The sequence below is a fragment of the Paraburkholderia sp. CI3 genome (assembly GCF_050436505.1).
Lineage (GTDB): Bacteria > Pseudomonadota > Gammaproteobacteria > Burkholderiales > Burkholderiaceae > Paraburkholderia > Paraburkholderia tuberum.
The window spans coordinates 380,064-401,887 of the sequence record NZ_JBNDMI010000001.1 but is presented as its reverse complement, the minus strand read 5'-3'; the positions used below and the strand labels follow the sequence as shown (position 1 = coordinate 401,887).

General features: G+C 61.1%; 18 protein-coding genes and 3 pseudogenes. 11 read left to right on the top strand and 10 right to left on the bottom strand.

Features of this window, described 5'->3' with window-relative positions; translation table 11 throughout:
* Positions 1 to 114 precede the first annotated feature (114 nt).
* The 3 genes from uxuA to iolB are packed head-to-tail and all read left to right on the top strand — an operon-like array spanning position 115 to position 3,538.
* A complete protein-coding gene (uxuA, locus tag OKW29_RS01820; protein ID WP_429289753.1) occupies positions 115 to 1,173 on the top strand; it encodes a mannonate dehydratase in 1,059 nt (352 codons plus the stop codon).
* Entirely contained in the window at positions 1,160 to 2,653 is a 1,494-nt protein-coding gene (locus OKW29_RS01815; RefSeq protein WP_429289752.1) for a mannitol dehydrogenase family protein, read from the top strand. Before uxuA ends, OKW29_RS01815 begins: the two co-directional genes overlap by 14 nt.
* Positions 2,654 to 2,707: 54 nt before the next feature.
* Positions 2,708 to 3,538, top strand: a complete 831-nt coding sequence (gene iolB, locus OKW29_RS01810; RefSeq protein ID WP_429289751.1) for a 5-deoxy-glucuronate isomerase — start codon at positions 2,708 to 2,710, stop codon at positions 3,536 to 3,538.
* 16 nt (positions 3,539 to 3,554) lie between these two features.
* Here the strand turns inward: iolB and OKW29_RS01805 are convergent, their stop codons facing one another.
* Positions 3,555 to 4,550 carry a LysR substrate-binding domain-containing protein gene (locus OKW29_RS01805; RefSeq protein ID WP_429289750.1) on the bottom strand — a complete coding sequence of 332 codons (996 nt, stop codon included), beginning with the start codon at positions 4,548 to 4,550 and terminating at the stop codon, positions 3,555 to 3,557.
* A gap of 175 nt (positions 4,551 to 4,725) precedes the next feature.
* Here OKW29_RS01805 and OKW29_RS01800 point away from each other — a divergent pair, with 175 nt between their 5' ends.
* From OKW29_RS01800 to OKW29_RS01775, 6 genes and pseudogenes are all read left to right on the top strand, one after another.
* Positions 4,726 to 5,892, top strand: coding sequence for a M24 family metallopeptidase (locus OKW29_RS01800; protein ID WP_429289749.1), 1,167 nt, complete (start codon positions 4,726 to 4,728; stop codon positions 5,890 to 5,892).
* A gap of 89 nt (positions 5,893 to 5,981) precedes the next feature.
* Complete coding sequence (locus OKW29_RS01795) at positions 5,982 to 7,367, top strand: MFS transporter (protein WP_429289748.1); 1,386 nt, start codon at positions 5,982 to 5,984, stop codon at positions 7,365 to 7,367.
* A gap of 403 nt (positions 7,368 to 7,770) precedes the next feature.
* Positions 7,771 to 8,145 (top strand): response regulator, encoded by a 375-nt coding sequence (locus tag OKW29_RS01790; protein ID WP_429289747.1) that lies wholly within the window; start codon positions 7,771 to 7,773, stop codon positions 8,143 to 8,145.
* 323 nt (positions 8,146 to 8,468) lie between these two features.
* Positions 8,469 to 8,735, top strand: a complete 267-nt coding sequence (locus OKW29_RS01785; RefSeq protein WP_429289746.1) for a helix-turn-helix domain-containing protein — start codon at positions 8,469 to 8,471, stop codon at positions 8,733 to 8,735.
* A gap of 165 nt (positions 8,736 to 8,900) precedes the next feature.
* Positions 8,901 to 9,284 carry a hypothetical protein gene (locus OKW29_RS01780; RefSeq protein ID WP_429289745.1) on the top strand — a complete coding sequence of 128 codons (384 nt, stop codon included), beginning with the start codon at positions 8,901 to 8,903 and terminating at the stop codon, positions 9,282 to 9,284.
* Positions 9,285 to 9,349: 65 nt separating this feature from the next.
* Positions 9,350 to 9,565: pseudogene (locus OKW29_RS01775) on the top strand (SDR family NAD(P)-dependent oxidoreductase); the annotation flags it as partial.
* A gap of 258 nt (positions 9,566 to 9,823) precedes the next feature.
* Here the strand turns inward: OKW29_RS01775 and OKW29_RS01770 are convergent.
* On the bottom strand, positions 9,824 to 10,597 hold the full coding sequence (locus OKW29_RS01770; RefSeq protein WP_429289744.1) for a LytR/AlgR family response regulator transcription factor: 774 nt from the start codon (positions 10,595 to 10,597) through the stop codon (positions 9,824 to 9,826).
* Positions 10,594 to 12,465 carry a sensor histidine kinase gene (locus OKW29_RS01765; protein ID WP_429289743.1) on the bottom strand — a complete coding sequence of 624 codons (1,872 nt, stop codon included), beginning with the start codon at positions 12,463 to 12,465 and terminating at the stop codon, positions 10,594 to 10,596. The genes OKW29_RS01770 and OKW29_RS01765 overlap by 4 nt, the downstream gene beginning before the upstream one ends.
* A 431-nt stretch (positions 12,466 to 12,896) precedes the next feature.
* On the opposite strand from OKW29_RS01765, the gene OKW29_RS01760 reads away from it, so the two are divergent.
* Positions 12,897 to 14,282, top strand: a complete 1,386-nt coding sequence (locus OKW29_RS01760) for a carotenoid oxygenase family protein (RefSeq protein WP_429289742.1) — start codon at positions 12,897 to 12,899, stop codon at positions 14,280 to 14,282.
* A gap of 50 nt (positions 14,283 to 14,332) precedes the next feature.
* On the opposite strand, the pseudogene OKW29_RS01755 reads toward OKW29_RS01760, so the two are convergent.
* From OKW29_RS01755 to OKW29_RS01745, 3 genes and pseudogenes are all read right to left on the bottom strand, one after another.
* Positions 14,333 to 14,851, bottom strand: a pseudogene (locus OKW29_RS01755) (IS110 family transposase); the annotation flags it as partial.
* A 551-nt stretch (positions 14,852 to 15,402) separates the two neighbouring features.
* Positions 15,403 to 16,845 (bottom strand): exo-alpha-sialidase, encoded by a 1,443-nt coding sequence (locus OKW29_RS01750; protein WP_429289741.1) that lies wholly within the window; start codon positions 16,843 to 16,845, stop codon positions 15,403 to 15,405.
* A 490-nt stretch (positions 16,846 to 17,335) separates the two neighbouring features.
* Positions 17,336 to 17,465: pseudogene (locus OKW29_RS01745) on the bottom strand (polyamine ABC transporter ATP-binding protein); the annotation flags it as partial.
* Between the two features lie 129 nt (positions 17,466 to 17,594).
* Here OKW29_RS01745 and OKW29_RS01740 point away from each other — a divergent pair.
* A complete protein-coding gene (locus OKW29_RS01740; protein WP_429289740.1) occupies positions 17,595 to 18,461 on the top strand; it encodes a transposase in 867 nt (288 codons plus the stop codon).
* A 271-nt stretch (positions 18,462 to 18,732) separates the two neighbouring features.
* Here OKW29_RS01740 and OKW29_RS01735 read toward each other — a convergent pair whose 3' ends face one another.
* The 4 genes from OKW29_RS01735 to OKW29_RS01720 form a co-directional block, all read right to left on the bottom strand.
* Positions 18,733 to 19,491 (bottom strand): COG4705 family protein, encoded by a 759-nt coding sequence (locus tag OKW29_RS01735; protein ID WP_429289739.1) that lies wholly within the window; start codon positions 19,489 to 19,491, stop codon positions 18,733 to 18,735.
* Between the two features lie 16 nt (positions 19,492 to 19,507).
* Positions 19,508 to 19,960, bottom strand: coding sequence for a hypothetical protein (locus OKW29_RS01730; RefSeq protein ID WP_429289738.1), 453 nt, complete (start codon positions 19,958 to 19,960; stop codon positions 19,508 to 19,510).
* A 28-nt stretch (positions 19,961 to 19,988) separates the two neighbouring features.
* The gene (locus OKW29_RS01725; protein ID WP_429289737.1) at positions 19,989 to 20,771 is read right to left on the bottom strand and encodes a COG4705 family protein; all 783 of its coding nucleotides are present in this window, start codon (positions 20,769 to 20,771) and stop codon (positions 19,989 to 19,991) included.
* A 186-nt stretch (positions 20,772 to 20,957) separates the two neighbouring features.
* Positions 20,958 to 21,791 (bottom strand): ABC transporter permease, encoded by an 834-nt coding sequence (locus tag OKW29_RS01720; protein WP_429289904.1) that lies wholly within the window; start codon positions 21,789 to 21,791, stop codon positions 20,958 to 20,960.
* Between the last annotated feature and the right edge of the window lie 33 nt (positions 21,792 to 21,824).

Genomic DNA, 21,824 nt, shown 5'->3' with positions numbered 1-21,824 from the left:
GCGTCCAGACGCCGCCTCGCCGCCCTGGGCCAATACGGAAGGGCCGAACCGACCATTCATTGATGCGCCGCCTGCGTTGAAGGCGAGGCGAGCGTACGAGGAGGAGACTCGATCGTGAAAATGACCTTCCGCTGGTATGGCGACGCAGACCCCGTGCCGCTCGCTTATATCCGCCAGATCCCCGGCATGGTCGGGATCGTCTCGGCGATCTATGACGTGCCTGTGGGCGAGGTGTGGCCGATCGACAGGATCCTGTCGCTGAAGGAGAAGATAGAGGCTCACGGGCTGACGCTGGAAGTGATCGAAAGCGTGCCGGTGCACGAGGACATCAAGCTCGGCAAGCCGACGCGCGACAGGCTCATCGCCAGCTACGGCCAGACACTGCGTAACCTCGGCGCCTGCGGCGTAAAGGTGGTCTGCTACAACTTCATGCCGGTTTTCGACTGGACCCGCACCTCGCTGGAAATGCACCTGCCCGATGGATCGACGACGCTCGCGTTCGACACGCGAGCGATCCGCGAGCTCGACGTCAGCCAGGGTATCCAACTGCCCGGCTGGGACGCGAGCTATCGGCCCGAGCAGTTGAGAGCCCTGCTGCGCGACTACGAAGCGCTTGACGAGGCCGGTCTCTGGGCCCATCTCGACTACTTCCTGCGCGCGATCATTCCGGTCGCCAAAGAAGCCGGCCTCAAGATGGCGATCCACCCCGACGATCCGCCGCGGCCGATTTTCGGCCTGCCGCGCATCGTGAAGAATCGCGCGGACCTGCAGCGCGTGCTGGCGATCGTCGACGATCCCGCCAACGGCCTGACGCTGTGTTCCGGGTCCCTGGGCGCGGACCTGCAGAACGATATTCCGGCACTGGTGCGCGAGTTCGGCGCGCGTGGCCGGATTCATTTTGCACACCTGCGTAACGTGCAAACCAATGCGGCGGGCGACTTTCATGAGACCTCGCATCGTTCGGCCGACGGCTCGCTCGACATGGCGGAAATCGTCAAAGCCTATTTCGAAACCGGCTTTGAAGGCTATGCAAGGCCGGACCATGGGCGAATGATCTGGGGCGAAACGGGCCGCGCCGGCTATGGGCTGTTCGACCGCGCGCTGGGTGCGGTCTATCTGAACGGCATCTGGGAAGGCCTCGCCAAACATCCGGCCTATCATGCGGCTGAGTAATGCCGCCCTGGCTTCGCTCGCGGCGCGCGCCGCTGGCGAAGTCGTCGTTCCCGCCTACGATCGCGCGAGCCTTGCACCAGGCATCGTCCATCTGGGCCTCGGGGCGTTTCATCGCGCGCACCAGGCCGTGTACACCGAGCACACATTGCGCGCTGGCGATCACCGCTGGGGCATCGTCGGCGTTTCGTTGCGGCGTGCGGACACGTCGGAGGCACTCACTGCGCAGGACCATCTGTATGCCGTAGATGTGCGCGACGGCACCGCGGATTCGTTCCAGGTGGTCGGTGCGCTGATCACTTCGCTGGTCGCGCCGCAGTCGCCCGCCGCCGTGCTCGATGCAATGACCGATCCGCGCTGCCATATCGTCAGCCTGACGATCACCGAGAAAGGCTATTGCCGCAATCCGGCCAGCGGCGCATTGCAGTTCGATCATCCCGAGATTGCCCATGATCTGCACGACGCCGCCGCGCCGCGTAGTGCGATCGGCTTCGTCCTGCGCGCGCTGGCGCTGCGCCGCGCGGCCGGTTTGCGCCCGTTTACCGTGCTGTCGTGCGACAACCTGCCGTGCAACGGCGACACGATGCGCGCGTTGACGCTGGCGTTCGCGCGCGAAGCGGATCCTGCGCTGGCCGACTGGATCGAGCGAGAGGGCGCGTTTCCCAACACGATGGTAGATCGGATCGTGCCGCTCACCACCGACGCCGATCGCATGCGCGTAGCGAAGCAACTCGGTGCCGACGATGCCTGGCCGGTGATGACCGAGCCGTTCTCGCAATGGGTAATCGAGGACTGCTTCGCGGGACCACGGCCGGCGTGGGAGCGCGCAGGCGCGACGCTCGTGGATGACGCGCGTCCCTATGAGCAGGCCAAATTGCGGATGTTGAACGGCGCGCATTCGGCGCTCGCATACCTCGGGTCGCTGATCGGCTATGACACCGTTGATCAGGCGATCGGCGCGCCGGCCGTGCTGAACTTTGTCGAAAGCATGTTGCGCGACGAGGTGGAGCCGACGCTGTCGCGCCCCGCTTTGGCCAGCTATCGCGCTGAACTGTTCACGCGTTTTCGCAACACTGCGCTCGATCACCGCTTGCAACAGATCGCGACCGACGGCTCGCAGAAACTGCCGCAGCGCTGGCTGGAAAGCGTGCGCGCCAACCTGAAAAGCGGCGCGCCGACCGAACGTCTCGCGTTTGCGCTGGCCGGCTGGATCGCGTACCTCAGCGGTCAGGACGAGACAGGCCGCACCTACGCCATCGCGGATCCGCTCGCCGACACACTGGCCGAGGCGGTTCGCTCGACCTTGCACGCGGATGCCGTTGATGCGGTACAAACACTGTTCAAAATCGAGTCGATTTTCGGATGCGATCTGCGCGCACAGCCGCGCTTCGTCGCGCAGGTCGCACGCCATCTGGAGGCGATTCGCGCACAAGGCGTCGTCAAAGCCATGGACGCTTGTACCGCTTCACGGCCATGCACCTAGCCGCAGCGATCGCCACGTTCTGCAGAGAGCAGCCCTGAATAACTGGAGGAAGACATGAGCGACCTGCTCGTCAGACCGTCAAAGCATGCCGAAGACGGCCAGATCATCCATATCACGCCGGCGAGCGCCGGCTGGAAATACGTCGGCTTCGATGTTTTCGACCTGAGGGTCGGCGCCACGGTCACTCGGGAGACGGGCGATCGCGAAGTCGTGGTCGTGCTTGTCAAGGGGCACGCAACAGCCGGTTGCGAAGGGCTCGCGAGCCGCGCGATCGGTGCACGGATGTCGCCGTTCGATGGCGCGCCGTGGTCCATGTATGTGCCGCCGCATACGCGCTACACGATCGTGGCCACGGACGACGTCGAACTCGGCATCTGCTCCGCGCCCGCGAAGGTCGGCCTGCCGCCGCGCTTCATTGCACCTGACGAGGTCAGGCAGGAAACCCGTGGCGCTGGCGCCAATCTGCGTCACGTGCGCCACATCCTTCCGGAAACCGAGCCGGCGGAGAGCTTGCTGGTGGTGGAATCGGTGACGCCCGCAGGCAACTGGTCGAGCTACCCGCCGCATCGGCACGATACCGACAATGGCGAGCAGCAGACCTATCTCGAGGAAACCTATTACCACCGCGTCTCGCCGCCGCAGGGCTTCGCGATTCAGCGCGTCTATACCGACGACCGCAGTCTCGACGAAACGCTCGCGGCGTACGACAAGCATGTCGTGCTGGTGCCGCGCGGCTATCACCCGGTTGCCGCCGCGCACGGCTATGACCTCTACTACCTGAATGTGATGGCCGGTCCGCGCCGCGCCTGGCACGTGCATAACGAGCCGGCTCATGAATGGCTACTACAACCCGGCGCAAGGGTCGCGGTGGACGGCGCGCGCTGAGTCCCGTTGCGGTAAGTCAATCGCTGTCGGCGTCGGGGCCTTGGGTGTCGAATCCGGCGGCCTCGCGCAGCGCTTGCAGCATCGCCCGCGCGCCCGGCGAGAGCCTGTCGCCGCGCCGTGTGACGATGCCCGCCGGTCCGAGCTTCAGATCGAGTTCGAACGGTAGCGGTTCGAGCGCGCCGGCAATGCAATACGGCCGCACCGGCTCGCGCGCAAGCGGCGCGATCATATCGCTCATTTGCAGCAGACTCGTGATGACAGGCAGCGATGAGCTCTCGACCACATCCGTCGGCAACGCGAGCTGCCGTTCGAGAAAAAGTTGCGTGAACTGATTGCGCATCACGTTGCCTTTCGGCGGCAAGATCCACGTTTGCGGCGCCAGTTCGTTCCAGCTCAGAGTCTTGCACTTGACGAGCGGATGGCCAACGCGTGCGAACAGCGCGTGCTGTGCTTCTGCGAGCGGGGCGTAGTGCAGTTCCGCCAGATCGTCCGGATTGCGGATTCGCGCGACGATCATATCCAGCTTGCCTTCCTGCAGACGCTGCACGAGCACCTCGCTGAACTCCATCTCGATGCTGACGCGAATCTGCGGAAAGCGCTTCTTGAGTAGCGCCACGGCTTGCGGCACGAGGTTGGTGGCCGCCGTGACCTCGGTGCCGATCATCGCCTGCCCGGTCAGGCCGGCTTTGAGCGCGGACACTTCGTCGTACGCGTGCCGCAACTCCTCCAGCACGCTGCGCGCATGGCGGACCAGCACCTCGCCGTACCAGGTGGGCTCGACACCGCGCGGATGCCGTTCGAACAATGGCACACCCATCGTCTCTTCCAGTTCCCGCAGCAACTTGGTCGCCCCGGGTTGGGTCATGTGCGCGGCGTCCGCCGCGCGCAATACCGAGCGATGGGTGTCGAGCTGAACGATCAGGGCCAATTGGCGCGTCTTCAGGCGCGTGGGGTCGAAGCGGCCCGTCGCGATGGCCGCCGCGCCGTTGTCCGGATGAATTGCCGAGGTCACGATGTTGCCTCCATGTATTCCGTATCGATATAGGTTTTGCGTTATTTTTCATTATAAAAGCATATCGATCGATTCTACTATGCAGAGGACGGCCTGCATTCCAAGGCGGGGCGAATTCCCTTCATGGGCATCGAGGCGCGCTGCATTCTGCAGCCACACAGGAGACGAAGAAGTAATGAACACTCGTACCACAGACATCCCGCCGGAAGGCATCACCACCGACGAGTTCCTCGGCCGCGTCGCCAAGGTCCGCAGCGCACTCGACAAGGCGGAACTGGTCGGCCTGCTTGCCTTCGGCGATTGCTGGCGTGGCGCGAACATCGGCTACTTTACCGAATTCCGTCCGCTCGACGGCGTATCGGACATCGCCAACGCGATCCTGCTGCTGCCCGTGGACGGCGACCCCGTGCTGTTCGTGTCGGATCAATGCTTCGACTACGCGACGAGCGTGACCGCCTTCGAAGTGCGCAGCCTACGTGAAGTCACGCAGCAGGTGCAGGCATTTTCGGCGCGGCATCGCAGCGGCACGGTGGGCCTCGCCGGCGCCGCCTATATCCCCGCGGACCTGTTGCAGCGCCTGAACGCCGGTCTCGGCGAACTGAAACTTGAACCGACGATGGTGCTGGCCGAAATCAAGGCGATCAAGAGCGACGCCGAAGTGGCGCTGATGCGCAAAGCCGCCGCCTTGACCGATTCGGCGATGGCAGCGATTCGCGACGCGCTCGCCGACCGCCGTCCCTACACCGAGCGTGAACTCGCTCTAATCGCTGACCGCGCGATGCTCGCAGGAGGAGCGGACCGGACCGCGTTTGATTCGATGGTGCAATCCGGTCCGCGCTCGGCGTATAACCTGGCGCGCCCCACCGACCGCATCCTGCAACCGGGCGACCTGATCATGACCGACATCGGCGCGCGTTATCGTGGGTACGTGGCCGATGGCGGACGCGGTTTTACCTACGGTCCGGCGAATCCCGAGAAGATGGCGATCGTCGCGGCGGCGGCGCGCGCGGTCGAAGCGGGGCTTGCCGCCGCGCGTCTCGGCATGGCCGCCATGGAACTGAACGCGGTGATCCAGCAGGCGCTGGTGAAATCGAACTACGAGCAATACTCGAGCGAAGCGCGCGGCCATGGCACCGGTCACGGCACCGGCATGGACCCGGAAGAAGAAGCGCCATGGATCGGGCCGGGCAACAGGACCGTGCTGCAGGAAAACATGGTCTTTACCCTGAAGGCGACCATCACGGTACCGAACGTCGGTGGCTTGCGCACGGAACGTATCGTGCGGTTGACCTCGGGCGGCGTCGAAACGCTCGACCAGTTCCCGATGGAACTGCACTGGTGAGCACAGTGAATTTATCGTAACGTGCCGGCGCACCCGCGCCGCTGACACGCAGCAGTTCAAAACATGGATTCCCAGAGAAGGGAGGAGACATGAATACATCGCCCGTTTCAGCCGGCAACTCGCCGGTTATCAGCCGCTCGGCCGTCAACCGTGTGCTGGTCGCTTCGGTGGTCGGGACCGCCATCGAGTGGTACGACTTTTTTCTCTATGCCACCGCTTCGGCGCTGGTCTTCGCAAAACTGTTCTTCCCCTCGTTCGATCCGGTGGTCGGCACCATCGCGGCGTTCGGGAGTTTTGCGGTCGGCTATCTCGCACGGCCTTTCGGCGCGGTGTTTTTCGGGCACTTTGGCGACCGCATCGGACGTAAGGCGACGCTCGTCGCGACGCTGACAATCATGGGCGTCGGCACCTTCGTGATCGGTTTGCTGCCGACTTACGCTTCGATCGGCGTCTGGGCGCCGATCCTGCTGGTGGCGATGCGCTTCCTGCAAGGGCTCGGCGTCGGCGGTGAATGGGGTGGCGCGGTGCTGATGGTGGTCGAAACGGCGCCGGCCAGCAAGCGTGGCTTCTTCGGCGCGTTCCCGCAATTGGGCGTGCCGCTCGGGCTGATGCTCTCGACCGCGGTGTTCAAAGCCGTGTCGAGTCTGCCGTCGGACGCGTTCTATTCCTGGGGATGGCGCCTGCCGTTCCTGCTGAGCGTCGCGCTGATCGCGATCGGCCTGTTTATCCGGCTGCGCGTCATGGAATCGCCGGTATTCGAACAGATCAAGGCGAGCAAGCGGGTCGTCAAGGCGCCGCTGATCGAATTGCTGCGCCGGCATCCGAAAGACCTCGTGCTGACGATCGGCACGCGCTTCGCGGTCGACATCACCTTCAACGTGATCAATGTGTTTGTGCTGGTCTATGGCACGACGCGGCTCGGCCTGCCGCGCGGACTCCTGCTGAACGCCATCATTCTCGGCTGCGCCCTCGCGCTGATCACGCTGCCATTGTTCGGCAAACTGTCGGATCTGATCGGTCGCCGGACCGTCTTCATGTTCGGGGCGGTGTTCGTGGCGATCTACGGATTCGCGTTCTTTCCGTTGCTCGAGACACGCAATCCGACCTTGATTCTCGTGGCGTACGTCTGCGGTATCGCGTTAAGCCAGGCGTCCGTGTACGGCGTGCAATCGACGTGGTTTGCGGAGCTGTTCGGTACGCGGGTGCGCTATACGGGTGCGTCGCTGCCCTATCAGATCGCCGGCATCATCACGTCAGGGCCGACGCCATTGATCGCCACTTATCTGTTCGCCACATATGGCCAGACGCTGCCCATTTCGATCTATATCGCGGCGACGGGGTTGCTGAGCCTGGTGTGCGCGTTTTTCCTCGCCGAGACTTTCAAGCGGGATCTGTCCGCGGAGCCGGAAGATGAAGCGGCCACCGCGCCGGGTGCGCATGCGTGCGGGCACTCGCCGCGTCCTTTGTCGCGCTGAGCACTGGTGTTCTCCATCGCATTGCTCCGTCGTTACGATGGCTACACCTTCGCACCGCGCGTACGCGTTCCACCGTCCGCCGGGGCGAGGAAACCTGAATGATAGCGGTTGTTCAGCAGAAAGAGACGGTTCGTCGAATGAAGTTTCCATCATGTGAAAGGCGTGTCATCAGTGCGCGCGCCTAAATAGTGCTGGTTACAGACGCGCGTCAACGACGCATACATAATAATTCGGGCAGGGCAGTCGTCAAACTCACGGACGTTCGTGCTGCTATTTTTAAACTAAACACCTAGTGCAGTTGGGCTTAACCATTTAACATACGTAAGCCATCCAAATCAATTAGGATAATATAATAATACGAACCAATGTTAACCCGAGGTTTTGGAATTTAAGGAGACATTGAATGGACGTGCTGGTCGTCGAAGATAATGAGGTAGTCGCGGACAGTCTGGCTTTCCTGCTTGACTGCTACGGTCACCGCGCCACCGTGGTGGAAGACGGAGAAAGCGCGCTCTCGCTGCTGTGCTGCCGCGCTTTCGAACTTGTCCTGCTTGACGAGAACCTGCCCGGAATTAAAGGAAGTGCGGTCGCACTGTCGATTGTCAATACTTTCGCTGACCGGCCCTTCATTGTCTCCATGACTGGAGACAGTGAGGACACCGAATTCACGCGGCTTTTCGATGTCTGTCTGCAGAAGCCATTCTCCCTCGAGGCACTTTTGCAAGTGATTGAGGATGCTCAAAGCAATGGTGACGTGAGCGCTCTCCTGGCCGCCTAGGCATCGCTTTGCTGTCAGATGCGCTCACCCCAATACCCGAGCTTAACGCAAGCCAGGGTTGTGCTCGTCCGGATGGTCTGGACGACATTTTTGTCGTACGTGTGCAACGGCAAACGTGAACATTTACTTATTGGTTGGCGCCACTGCACACGCGAAGGAATAGTTGTACTCGCAACTACAACGCCAACCACAGTGGCATCCGGCGTGCCGTCGAAAAGGCAACATGGCGTCATGAGGCCGTCATGACAAGTACGTAGATTCGGCCGGCACCGAAATAACCGGTGTTGAATTGCAAAAAATATAATCTGAGAGAAGTTAGACAAATGAATCGACATAGTATCGGTCATCTCGAGCGCAGTGTCGGCAATGACCGCCTGACGCGCGCCTTGGCCGCACGCCTCGACAGGGCATTGACACGCGCCGGCATCAGTTCGGCACGCGCAGCGAAGTGGCTGGGTGTGAGCGAATATGACGTGCAATATTGGCGACGCGGAATCACCGTGCCGCCGCTGAACGCTTGTACGCGCCTCGCCGCCGCCCTCCATCTCGATGTTCACTGGCTTTGCACGGGGCAGCCTCCGGTCACCTGATTCGCAGTTCGCGGGAATCGCGGGCCAGGGGCGTTTGTCCTCCGTGGATTCCCGTACGTTCTGAAGTTCGCAGCCCCGTCGGCATCGCACTCGCAATGATGCAGTTGTACGCATTTCGGATGCGGCACAGCAGGCGTCTCTTCCGCAAATCCGGAGGGAATCGATGTGAAGGCAGTTAAACAAGATGCGGCGTTCGGCCAGGCACCGCGCCTCAATCAGTACGAGATGGAGTTGTCGCGAGGCGCCTCGCATATCGCGAGCACGCTGTACGAGGAAAGCATGCTCGCTGCGGTCTCGGAAACCATTCTGGAGTTCGAGGCCTCGCACGGACGCGACGACCTGAAGGCATTTGCGCACGCCCTTCTCAGAAGACTGGAGCAGCGCGGGAGGCCGCTGGCGGGCAAGGTGCTCCAGCACTTTATTGAGCGCGGCCGTTTGCCAGAGGAGGTACCCAGCGCGCCGCCAGTACCTGTGTCTGCTCGCAAACCTGCCGCCCGGAAGCTGAAAGGTACGGCCTTACTGGCGGCCAACGCGCGTCAAGCAGCGTGAGCCGCATACCTGCAGGCGAACCACAAGTTTCCAATCCTTAACCGCAATAACACCGAGGGAAGAACATGTCAAAGCGAATCGCTTATGTCACCGGCGGCATGGGTGGAATTGGTACAGAAATTTCTCAGCGGTTGTTCAAGGACGGATTCACGGTCGTCGCCGGTTGTGGACCCAACTCTCCCCGGCGGGAAAGATGGCTGAAGGAGCAGGAGGCGCTTGGCTTTTCCTTTGCCGCTTCCGAAGGGAATGTCAGTGACTGGGAGTCTACCGTGGCTGCGTTCGCCAGGGGTGCCGTCAAACGCATTGTCAAGCCGATGATGGGTTTCAAGAGTTTCCGGTGCGCGCGCATTATTTTGTCCTGCATCGAGTTGATGCACATGATTCGCAAAGGGCAGATGCAGGACGAGCGCGGCATCAAAACTGCAGCCGAGCAATTCAATTCGTTGGCTGCGTAAGTAGTCCTACTGATATCACGCTTTGTTCAAGCTGTAATCGTTATCGCGACAGAACCGCAATTTTTCAGTCGGCTCAACAGGCTGTCAAAGACCGGGAATGCGGGACCTCAGGGCCCGCCCCTGGCGCTCGCTGACATCGATCACTGTCCGATTACGGTCGTTCATGACGAACTGGAACGAACTGCGGGCGGTCGGGCGAATCTCCAGAACCTTGTGCAGATTCACCAGCACGCCGCGATGGGCGCGAAAGAAACCGCTCTCGGATAGTGTCGCTTCCAGTTCTCCAATCGCATAGTTGACCCAGTAGTGCCCGGCTTCCGTCTGAACGCGCAGAATGCCCGCATCCATCCAGAAGTAGCAGATATCCGACGGTTCCAGCAACAGCAGGTGCCCGGCCTTGCGGGCAACGATGTGCCGGGCCGCACGCGGCATCTGGTTCAACGCGCCGCGCACCTTGTCGTCATGCTCGGCGCGCCGCTCGCGATAGCTTTGAATTCCATACGCACGCTCGACCATCGCATCGAGAACCTCCGCTTCTACCGGCTTGAGCAGATAGGCCAGCGCCTGGGCCTGGAAAGCGCGCAGCGCATGTTCATCATAGCCGGTGACGAAGATCACCAACGGAAGAGGCGTAGTCGGCTCAATGGCGCGCAGCACTTCGAATCCGTCGAGCCCGGGCATCTGCACGTCGAGGAAAGTTAGGTCGGGCCGCAAGCGCTCGATGAGTTCTGTCGCTTCAAGCCCGTCGCGCGCCTCGCCGATGATGTCGACTTCCGGCCGGCTCTCCAGCAGCCTGCGCAAACGCAGCCGCGAGGCCTGCTCGTCGTCGATCAGCAGTGTGCGCAACTCGACGCTCATACCTGCTCCGCCTGCAGCGGGATTGTCACTGTCGCACGGCTGCCTCGCCGTGGTTCGCTATTGAACGTAAAACGTGCGTGGCTACCATAGGCTGCTTTCAGCCGATCACGCACGTTGCGCATCCCGACCCCTTCGTTCGACGCGTCGTTCGCACTGGCAATACGTGTTCCGCCTCCGTTGTCCGCGACGCTCAGTATGAGCTCGGCTCCTACCCGTTCCGCGCTGACCACCAGTTGGCACTCGCCGAGCTTCGGTGCAAAGCCGTGCTTGATCGCATTCTCCACAAGCGGCTGCAGGATGAGCGAAGGAATCGGACAGTCGGCTGTCTGGTCGGCGATGCGGAAGTCCACTCGCAGGCGCTGTCCGAAGCGGATTTGCTCGATCTCCAGATAGGCCTTCAGGAACGCAGTCTCCTCGTGCAGCGGGACGAATGATTGCGCGCTTTGGTGCAGAACGTGACGAAAAATACCGGCCAGACGCAGCGTCATCGTTTCAGCGATCTCGGGCGCCTGATGCACCATGGCGGCGATGGTATTGAGCGAATTGAACAGGAAATGCGGATTGATCTGTGCGCGCAGCGTCCGTAGTTCAGCCTCGACCACCTGGTGCAACAGACTCGCCTCGCGCTGCGCTGTCTCGATGCGCTCTCGTTCGCGTTCGAGCGCTTCGAGCCGTCGCCCGACCACATATCCCGCCTGCCGAAGAATGTCCAGTTCCCCGCTCAGCAGTGCTCGGCGGCGCATGTCATGGCGCGCCGATAGCTCGAAGAGCTCGACATCGCCCACGGGGACCGCGACAAGATCATTTGATGGGACCGCTTCTGCCGTGCGTCGCGACACGCGCACTTCGATGTTCAGCATGTCGTGCAGAAAGTGCTCGGCGCAGTGAAAAACGGCCGCTTGTGTCTCCTGCTGGGCGAGGCGCTCGCGCAATTCGGCGAGTGCCGCCTGCGGATCGTCACGACCGAAGACGCGCTGGTCGACAAGGCGGTCACCTGCGCTTGCGATCCAGCCTGTTAGCAGCAGCGCAGCGGTCGCCGCCGCGCAGAAGAGGGCGGCGCCCGCCGCGTCGGACGCAGTGCGCAGCGCGAAGCCTCCGCCCGACGACCACATGGCGATCCATGCGAGCGACACGCCCAGCGTGCACGCGAGTACGACGCGCAAGCCAAGTTTGGCGAAACAGTCGGCAGCCCGGAATTGGCCGAGATAGAGCAGCCCACCGAGCATGGTCAGGACGATGCTCTGCTTCGCCAATATATCGAGCGGCGGATCCCAACGCGTGGACAAGACGCTCAACATTCGCATCCAGTGCGCGGCCATGCTCAGCGACGGACCCAACAGGATCAGCGCGAGCCCGACCCGCTCTGCAGCCGACGAAATGTGCGGACGAAGCAGGACGAGTGCGCAGAACAGGACAGCCAGCGCGCTATATCCGGTCATCCAGTGCAGTGCATCGAGCCATTGGGGAAACGCGCGTGGCGCAACTGCGAGACCGATCATCTGGAGTACGGCCAGGGCGAGTGTGCAGCGTACGAGCCAGTCTCCTGCTTTCCTGCGCGACGTGGTCGCGGGGCTGGTGTTCCAGAACAGCAACAGGCAGATCGGCCACGCGGCAGGGGCACAGAAAGACAGGCTGTTGACCCACAGTACGGCCGTCGACTGCGAAGGAACACCTGCAGCGAGCAGGCTGAATCGAGTCAGCCCGCCCATGCTCCATACGGCTCCGCACGCGGCGTTGAGCGCACGTGCATGACGGCCTTCGCCAGGAGACCGCCACGCGAGCGCTGCCAGCAAAACCGCCAGCATCAAGCTGAGTCCGTAGCCGATGAGCTGTCCCAATAGCGTCGCCGGATTGAGCTGTGCGTCCATGAGTGTCCAGATTCGAGGCTGCCTCGCGTGCTGCCGCTCAAGTTTGCGCCAAACCGTTACGGTTTGCATGCTCGTCGGGCTGAGCGCCGGATTTTGGCGTCGAACGCGTAAACGTGGGTTGCGAACGAAGCGGCCGGCTGTTTCGCACGCGGCCGTTTTGCGCTGCGCGTTCGCCGCCGCAATTGCACCGTTCGCACGCCAATTCCCGCGTTCGCGCCGGTCAGTCTGGGATCTGCGCCGCTGAGCTCCTACGGTGTCTCCAGAAGGTCTCGCATCGCGCGGCCATCACTCACCGGAGGAACGACATGCAAAGAAGGGACCTGCTCAAGCTGGGCGTCTTAAGCACGCTCGACGCTTTCACCGGCGCGCGTGGCCTCGCTCAGACCGTTGCATCGGCGCCACCGCTTCCCTGGTTTGCACTGGCGAACTCGATGGACCAGGAGTTGAACTACGCCGCACGAGTCGAGGGGCAGATGCCACACAACCTGCGAGGCACGCTGTTTCGCGACGGACCAGGTCGGTTCGAGCGAGCGGGTTGGCGCAAGCAACACATCCTGGACGGCGACGGGATGATTCGCTGCTACCGGATCGCTTCAGACGGGGTGACGTTTCAGAATCGTTTTGTCCGCACCACCAAATATCTCGACGAATCGAAGGCCGGACAATACCTCTACTCGACGTGGGCCTCCCAGCTTCCGGGCGGACCGGCTCGTAACGCGCGTCCCGACTTTCACGGCGGCCAGGCAGGCATATCGGTACGGTGGCGTAACAACCAGCTCTATGCGTTCGACGAGTCATTTCAACCCTACCAACTCGAGCCGCAATCGCTGTTGACGCGCGGCGTAACGCTGCTGGGGCTGCCGAGCGGACTGACTGTTTATTCGGCACATCCCAAGGAAGATCCTGTGAGTGGTGCATGGATCCATTTCGGTACGCAGTACGGGCCGACGCTGCAGATACACCTGACGGAATTTGATCGGGAGGGCAAGCTGAACTGGCACCGGGTACTGCAAGCGCCGCGCTACGTGTACGTGCATGACTTCTTCGTGACTGAGCGCTACATCGTGCTGCACCTGCATCCGGCTTTCATGGACGTGGCAAGCTGGCAGGCTGGTCAAACCAGTCTATTGGGATGCATTCAGTGGCGACTCGAAGCAGGCGGCCTGCTGCTCGTCGTGCACCGGGGCGGCAGCGAAAACCCCATACAAATCGAGACCGAAGCGGTATGGATGTGGCATGGCGTCAACGCTTACGAGCGGGGCGGCGAAATCGTTGCAGACTGCGTCGCGTACGACAATCCCAGTACTTTTGTGGGTCCGGAGGCGAGCTGGCGCGCGGTCATGAACGACCAGCAGGGAGTGGTAGGCGCGCCGGGCGCCATACGACGCTTCGTCATTGCGCCAGACCAGCGGCGGGCGCGTATGGAAACGCTGGACACTGGGAGCCACGAGTTTCCCACCATCAATCCCGCGCACGCGTTGCGACAGAACCGGTACGGCTATTTCGGTTTGGGCACCGACGATACCGGCTTCTGGAATGCAATCGTCCGCATGGATATGCTGGGTGGCAGGCGCCAACAGTTCACGTTCCAGCCGGGGCAGTACTGCGCGGAGCCCATTTTCGCCGCAGGGCCGGACAAGGCCGACTCGCTGCAGGATGAGGGCTGGCTGCTCGTCGAGGTTCTCGATAGCCGGCTTCAGCAGAACTGCCTGGCAGTGTTTCACGCAAACCGCATCGAGGACGGCCCCATTGCAAAGGTGTGGCTCACGCACACGCTCCCATTGAGCTTTCATGGCTGCTGGGTGCAGGCAGAATGACTGACGACAGCGGCTGCCCCAATAGAGCGACGCGGCGCGGTGTGTCTTGACGTTAGTTCGTTCTCTGCATCTTCGATCAGTTCGGGTACCTGGCGCTCGAGATGCCCAATTCCCTTGGGAATAACGATCCCGAATTCGGCCAGCAGTCCGCGAATCTGGTTGGCCTGCGCGGTTCGCGCCCGCACAAAACCCTCGCGTACGCGATGCAGCGACAACACCGATTGCTGCTCGATGCTCTTGACCGGCACAAAGCGCATGTTCGGGCGCGCGACTGCCTCGCAGATTGCTTCGGCATCCGCCGCGTCATTCTTGTTCGTCTTGACGTACGGTTTGACAAACTGCGGTGCAATCAGTCGGACCGTATGGCCCATGGCCTGCAGCTTGCGGGCCCAATAGTGCGCGCTGGCGCACGCTTCCATCCCGATCACGCAAGCGGGGAGGTTGGCGAAGAACTCCGCAACGTGATTCCGCTTGAGCACTTTCTTCAGCACCGTTCGGCCATGCTCATTTACACCATGAACGGCAAAAACGTTCTTCGCCAGATCGATGCCAACTGTCGTAATCTTCATGATGGACGCTCCCCTCGGTCAGGTGGTTGCTTCGACACTTCCACTTTGGCACATTGATGCCGCTTCGGGTGGGGGCGTCCATCCCATTACTTTCGACTTTAGCTCACAGGCCGGGTCCGCCAGACACTCTGACCTGAATGACATGACATAACATCGACATGCTAACTTGCAAAAGGGTGTATGCCATCAGCCCGGCCTCTGCGCTTTCCGGGTTGTCTACTGGCCGGCCTACGTCTGGTTGTAGCAGGCGACGCCGCAGGCCGGCCAGTAGACAACCGGCAGTCCTGGGAGATTTCTTTCACATAACAGAATTTTTCCATTCAACAGGGCTTGACTTTCAATACCCCATAGAAGAGCGATTTCTTCGTCTTCTTCATCAGTTCATTTTACGCGCGCCGCAGTCGCGCTAACCTGACAAAGCCCCTCGAGGTTCTCTCGCTAGCTCATAGTGGGTTCTCGAATCGGTCAACCCCAATACGTTGACCGACTCGCTTTCCCTATTTGCACCAGAACCTCTGGAAAGAGGCAAACGTCGACTGAATGAATGCCAATTACGGCTGAGCGAATACGTCCGTGCGATTTATCAGATTTCCCGAGTTCGTTTGCACGAAGAACGGCACGAACGTCGAGCCGATCGCGCCCAACCCTTGATAGTCCCCGACGAAGAAACCCTCGGCTTTCGGCGCGGTCTTGAGGTCGAACGACCCCGCCAGATGTACTTCATTGGCGAACGTCATTCCCGTGTCCGTCGATGTCGTTTGCCAGATATCCGTCGGTAGTGTCGCGGTGATACCATCCGCTAGATTGCGGAAATCGTAGTACGTTACTGCAACGATCTTCGACGAATTGACGCTAATGCTCGGATTGAATGCCGGCCGTCCCGTGGGCTTATTGACTCGGATCGGTGCGCTCCAGGTCTTGCCACCGTCTTTTGAAGTGGAAAGCGCGATCTCATCGTAGTGCCCACCGTTGAAGCGCGAATCCTGCCACACGACATAGAGCTGCCCGGTCGCCGGATCGATCGCGGGCTCGGGAATGATGTCTCCGGAACGCACCGCTTCGCCGGTGTTCGGATCCGTGACCGATACAGTCTGCAGACCCGAGATGATTTTCGGCTCCGTCCACGTTGCGCCGTCATCGGTCGATTTGATGAACGCCACCTTGCCGGCCGCTTTGGAGAACGGCGGAGTGATCAGGTTGAAGAAGTCATAGAGCGTTCCGTCCTGCGAGTTGACCACGATCTGATTGCCGATCGTCTGCTGCCGCGAAGGCACCGTCACGATGACGGATGGCGGACTCCATGTCTTGCCGCCGTCGATGGTCCTTGAGAACATCGATGGCCCTCGGAATGCGGCCGTATGCCTGTTGGCGTACGGATTGCCGTTCGGCAGTTCCAGCCTGTCCCACACGGCATAGGCGGCACCTGCCTTGATAGGATTCGCCGTCACCGATTCCTTGTCGTTGAAGAATTGCAGCGTCGGTTCGTTGTTGGCGATGACGATGCTCGGCTTCCCCCACGTCTGGCCGCCGTCGTTCGAAACCGCAGCGGCCACCGCATTGCTGTTGTTAGATTGATTGAAGGAGATAGACACAGCGTACGCCGTGCCATCGGGGCCGATCGACACCCACGGATCGGAGGCGCGTTCGTAGCCGAGCGCGCCTGCGCATGCACTAAAAGGCAGTGCCGTTGGCGTGGTCCACGTTAAACCGCCATCGAACGACGAGGCGCCAACTAGGCCGTGGGCGCCGCCGTTGTCCCATCGGTCCTGCTGCCATACGCCGATAAGGTTCGAAGGATTTTTCGGGTTCACGGCGACCCAAGGTTCCACCTCGGCATTCACATAGTTCGTGCCGGGGCCGCCTATGGTGCAAGCGGCAAAGAGACTAGGACCGGAGACCAGGACGGGCGCAGCCCGACTGGTTGTAATGCTTGTTGCGAGGACAACAGCGAGCGGAATGCCGCTCAAAAGTGCGCGAGGCTTGTTGCAACGCATGGAAGGCTCCTTCTCCATTGCGGCCTGCAACAGCCCACAATAGCGTGCTGGCAGTTGCGAAAGTACAGGAGCGGCATTGCACCTTCTCGCCCGAGGGCTCAACGATGGCATCGTCGGCGCGCCTTCTTTCCGCCATTATCCGCTCGCCACACTCACTACCGCTTTGACTGCCACAGACCGCCAGCGCTGATCACCGCCAGCGCGTCGGTCACGACTTCATTACGGATTACCAGCCAGTTCTTTACTGTAGTGCCCGTCGGAATTTTCGCCACTCTTTTAATGACCCAGACTCTTTGCGATGACGATCATTTATGAGATGGATGCAATCCACTTTAGATCGTAGCAAAGGACGTTGCGTGAATTTTTTGTAACAACCTGAAGCGCTGTACGCTCTCATTCGTCAAGCCGTAGTGGGCGTTTTTCAAAAATGAAGTCATCACCGACATTGTTTTTAATGCGTTGCGTGAGGCGTATGCGCAACGATCACATTTCACGCGTACGCCGGCATTTCTGCCACCACCGGTTGCCGGGCGCGAGACCAGGCGTTTGCGCGGCGTCGTCGCGGCGGTCAGTGTGAAGCCGGTGCAATCGAGTTTCGCTTCGAGCGACGCGCCGACGTCAAATGAAAGTCACTGGCAACTGGTTGCGGGTTTCTCAAGGCTGCTGAATTTGTCTGAAGTCCTTTGTGGGTATGACTTTCGCCGATTTCTGCCGGATCCGCTAGAATTCCCGATCTTTGGTGGTCGATAATGGCGCAAAGCCAGCAATGGCAACGGATTCCAACGGAATTGAGCCTCGGCCAGTTCGAACAATTTGTCTTGCCGCACCTCACGGCAGGAAGCCGGGGACCGGCATCCAAACTGACCGCGCACGCGATCTTCAACTACATCCTGAAACTGCTTTACCTGGGTTGCCAATGGAAGGCGCTGCCGATTGCAATGGATCGGCACGGCAGGCCGGAGATCCACTACACGAGCATCTATCGGGCCTTTCGCCGCTGGCAGGCATGCGAATGTTTTGACGCTGTCTTCCTCGCGTCGGTCGTACGGCTTAGCCACGACCAGTTGCTGGACACCAGCATCATCCATGGCGACGGTACCACGACGGCGGCGAAAAAAGGCGGTGACAACATTGGCTTCAGCGGCCACAAGCACATGAAGGGTGACAAGGTCGTTGCCTTCCGCGACCGGAACTGCAATGTGATTGCCCCGTTCGTGCCGGCACCAGGCAATCGCAACGAATCGCCACTGCTGCGTGACGCGCTGCCGCGGGTGATACAGATTGCCCGTGAAGCAAACCTGGACCTGCGTGACGGCGTGGTCAGCCTGGACGGCGTCTACGATTGTCGCGCCAACCGCAAGGCGATATTCAACCGCGCGATGGTGCCCAACATCAATCCGAACCCGCGCGGCAGGAAACGCACGAAGCGAGGTCGCAAGCCGCTGTTCGATCGGACCATTTTTAACGAGCGGTTTCGTACGATCGAGCACGTGTTCGCGTGGGAGGACAAATTCCACCGCCTATTACTTCGCTTCGAACGTATCAGTCAGTTGCACTACGCATTCAAGACCATAGCCTACACGATGATCAATCTACGGCACTATTGCGATAGTTGATCTGGCAGTCGAGGCCCATGTTTCATGTCCGGCGCAGCGCGCCGTGATCCCCTTCGTCCTCACCCTGCCGAAGTACATCCATGACAACGCAAAACTGCCTCGTCGCCGACCTCGACGCGCCTGGTCTCGCCCGCTTGCTGATTCCGTTGACCGCCGCCAGATCGCTTCAACCGAAACTCGCAACCAGTTGAATGCACCTTGGATCGCTTCACCGATCATGGGGTCGTCTTCGACCAGCAATACCCGCATTCCCCCTTCGTTCAATCGTCGTTCAATGTGCCGTCCTGGCTGCCCGCTGTCTGAAGAGCAGGATAGCCGTCAGCATGAAGGCAAGCAGTGCGGCCGACGCCGAATAGCGACTCAAGGCCAGACCACCAGCGCTCAGCGGCTTGTCCAGAAGATCACCGACCACAGCGCCCAACGGGCGGGTCAAGATGAACGCAGCCCAGAATAGCAGCGTGCGGGACACGCTGGTCCGGTAGTAGGCGGTCACGACCAAGGCAAGCAGCCCGCCGAACACGATGGCCGCGCCGGTGTAGCCCAGACCCGCCGTATCGGCCGTCCAGTCGCCCAGCGCCGTGCCCAGGGTCTGGGAGAACATAATCGTCACCCAGTAGAAGGCTTCAGCTTTGGGCGAACTGATGGTGCTCACCGACACGGAGCCCAGGGTGCGATGCCAAACAAAGAGCGACCCGAGCAGCATGGCTAGCAGCAAACTCGAACCGCCAGCGTACCCGATTCCGAGCGAGCGATCCGCAAAATCGGCTAGCGTCGTGCCAACCGTGGTGGTGGCGATGATGGTGGTCCAGTAAAGGAAGGGATGGAACCCTTTGGCCTTGATCTGCGCGATCACGGCGACCAGGAAGATTGCCGCGAAGATGCCGGTTCCGACCAGATAGCCCAGATTCATGGACATCGAGACGGCATCGCCACCGGTTTCGCCGAGCGTCGTAGCGGCGATCTTGATGAGCCAGAACCCCAGCGTTACTTCGGGGACTTTGGCCAGCGCGTGTTCAGTGGATGTTTTCATGGGATGTGCTCGCTGGTCAGACCTTAGCTTGGAGTGTGTCAAACGTTTTCAGCAGGTTGCCCATGGCTGCCTTGCAATCCTCCCGGCTCGGCGTATCGGCGCGCAGTACTGCCAAGGCCTTGTCGATGGCCTTGTCGAGAACGTGCCAGTCATCCGCAGCCCGTGATTTCAGCCCAGCCTCCGCCGAGTCCCAGGCCACCTCCAAATCCTTGATGCGGACCTTGGCTGCGGGCAGATCGCCCTTGTTCACGATGGCTGCCACGTCGGTGGCGATGCTGCGCAACGCCGACAGGTCGCCGAGCTTGGAGACGACTTTGCCCGGCGATGCCGTGGGAGTCTGCGCAGATGCGGCCGGCGCTGTGCCCGGGCCACCTTGGTCGGCGGACCTGGAACAACCGGCTGCCAGGGCCAGGAGAACGGCCGCCGATACGGCGGCGCCAGGACGGGCGACTGGGTGCTGAGTGGGCATGGTTTCTCCTTGAGAAGTGGAAAGAGGGTTACTCGGTAACTTGTGCGGATCGGCCTGCATTCACGCCGAACTGCGCGACGGCCACCAGCATGACGATCACCACGAGGAACAGGGCGCTGGTCCCCATGGCTCCCATGCCGAGGCCGCCGTAAGTCTTGGCCTGCGTCAGTAGATCGCCCAGCGCGGCACCGAACGGGCGAGTCAGGATGTAGCCGATCCAGAAGGTCAGCACGGCGTTGCCGCCCAAGCGCCAGGCGGCATAGGTAACGCCGATCAACGCACCGAACGCGACCGCGCCCCAGGTGAAGCCCAGGCGCAACGCCTCGGTCGCCAGATCACCGGCCGCCGTCCCCAGCGCGAAGGTGCATAGGATGGCGGCCCAGTAAAACAGCTCCCGGCTGCGCGTCACGATGTCGTGCATAGACAGGGTGCGTTCGACCCGATACCAGACGGAGAAGATCGCGACGAGCGCCACCGCGAACACGGCGGTACTGACATACAGACTGACCCCCAAGGCATCGGTTAGCAGGTCAGTGATCTGGGTGCCGACTACGCTGACCAGCACGACCGTCAGCCAGTAAATCCATGGGGTGTAGCGGCGGGTGCGCACCTGCGCGAGCAAGGCGACCGCCAGCAGGGTGGCCATGACCGAGCGGGTAATTCCCTGGCCCCACCCCGCATTGACCGCCAGGAAGTCGGCCCCCGTTTCGCCCACCGTTGTGGACATGATCTTGATGATCCAGAACGACAGTGTGACTTCCGGGACTTTGTTGAGACAGTCACTTAATCGGGGCGCGGGCAATTTGTTCATGGCGTTCTCCTGCCGAAGTGAAAGGGATTGCCCATCAGTCTGACCAGGCTGACTTAGCTCGGCCATAGGCTCACAACGCCTACGGGTCCGAATTTCGAATCAATTTCTCGTGAACACTTATTGCACAAAATGAAGAGGCGCTTTCCGCGCCCCTTCTTGCAGTGCCCTAAAGCAGTCAAAGAGCCGTCAATGGCCGCCATCGGAGAACTGCGGCGGCCGCCACTTAAGCAGACTGTTCTCCAACTGAGTGAGCAGGAACTCAGCACCAAGTGCGACGACGGCAAGCACGATCATCGCGGCGAATACGCCGGCCGCATTGAAGGCGCCTTGCGCGGTCGAGATCAGCAGTCCGATGCCTTGCCGGGAGCCGAGGAACTCGCCGACGACAGCGCCCACCAGCGCAAAGCCAAAACTGACATGCAAGCTGGCCAGAATCCACGTCATTGCCGCGGGCAGCACGACGGTCAGTGTCACCTGACGCTTCGATGCGCCGAGGATATGCGCATTGGCGATGAGGTTCCGGTCGGCCTCGCGTACGCCCTGGAATGCATTGGCGAACACCACGAAGAAGACCATGACGACAGCCAGCGCTACCTTCGACGCCATGCCAAGCCCAAGCGCAATGATGAATACAGAACCGAGCACCACCCGCGGTATCGAGTTGGCAATCTTGATGTATACACTGAACACATCGGCGAGCAGCCTATTGCGTCCCAGCGCGATCCCGGCGATAACACCACCGACACCGCCGATCAGGAAGCCGAGCCCGGTTTCTTCCAGCGTCACGAGTACCTGTACCCATAATGGGCCTTGAGACGTTCCCTCGGTCAGCCATTGCCAAAGCTGGACTGCGATCATCGAAGGCGTCGAAAAGAAGAATGGATCGATCAATCCGACGCGGCCGGCCAATTCCCAGCCGCCCAGCGTAAGGATCAAGACCGACAAGCGCAGCGCATGCACAAGCGTTTGTCTCCGGCGCATACGCGCATGCGCTTTTTGTTCTACGTGGCGCAGCTCCATTTCCTGCGCCGCAGTACCAGTCATGGAAGTATT